Raw genomic sequence first — 928 nt, 5'->3', positions numbered from 1 at the left:
TGTCGTGCTGCTCAGCGGCGCCGCAAGCTTCTGTGGCGCCGGCGGCTGCCGGCAATTGACGCAGCGTTGCGACTGCGTCGTCGCCAAGCCGGGCGGCGGCATCAGCGATCCGAGAAGGGTCAGTCGCAATACATTGAAATCGCTAGGCAATGCACAAGCCCTTCCTTTCCTATCCGGTGGGCAACGACTGTCCGGAGCGCTGGGCTGGGCGGGGGGCGGCTGCAGCCTTGCGGCGGTGTTCCAGGAGGATCTCGAACGCCAACCGCAAACTGTGCAACCCCCCGCCGTCGAAGAAAGGCCTCCCGAGGAAAAACCGAAGCCCGAGGAGAGGCCGCACAAGCCGGAGGAGAAACCTCAGAAGCCGGAGGAAAAACCTCAGAAGCCTGTGCAGGAAGAAGGCTACCGCAATCGCCACTGGGAGATGAAACATCCGGATATCCGCGGCGAGGATGCCAACCACAAGGATGTGCTCGAACATGCCAACGACCATCAGAACAAGGGGCATCAGAAGGGGCGCAGTCATCACAATGACTGACGAACCGGCAGGCCGCCTGACGCTCGGTACCTTCCGCGCACGCCGCCGATTGCCTCCAATGGCCACGACTGGGCGAGCGGCCATGACCGCCTAACTCTTACGGTTGCGGCATGGCGTTACCCCGATTGGGCGACAAGACATAAATCCCTGTGACGTGATAACAATAGCACTTTGGAGGGTGCCATGTTCCGCTTGCGTGGTGCCGCACTCATCGCGTTTTGTGCCGTGACATTCAGTCCGACCATCGCCGCCGAACCTGTCGGCCAGGCGGTGCAGATTCGCACGTCAGTCAGCGGCGCACGCGGTCCGATCGCGGTCAAGGACCCGGTCTACAAGGACGAACGGATTTCGACATCGAAGTCCGGTCTCGGCCAGTTCGTCTTCCAGGATGGC

At 61.9% G+C, this 928-nt stretch carries 2 pseudogenes; both read left to right on the top strand.

Annotation, left to right across the window (positions count from 1 at the left end):
* Positions 1–535: pseudogene (locus tag ACTJKE_RS36550) on the top strand (hypothetical protein); the annotation flags it as partial.
* 183 nt (positions 536–718) lie between these two features.
* A pseudogene (locus tag ACTJKE_RS36545) lies at positions 719–928 on the top strand (iron dicitrate transport regulator FecR); the annotation flags it as partial.

This window comes from Ensifer sp. 22521, from assembly GCF_052044795.1.
Classification (GTDB): Bacteria; Pseudomonadota; Alphaproteobacteria; order Rhizobiales; family Rhizobiaceae; genus Ensifer.
Note: the sequence above shows the minus strand (reverse complement) of the source record. Positions and strands in the feature narration are given on the sequence as shown.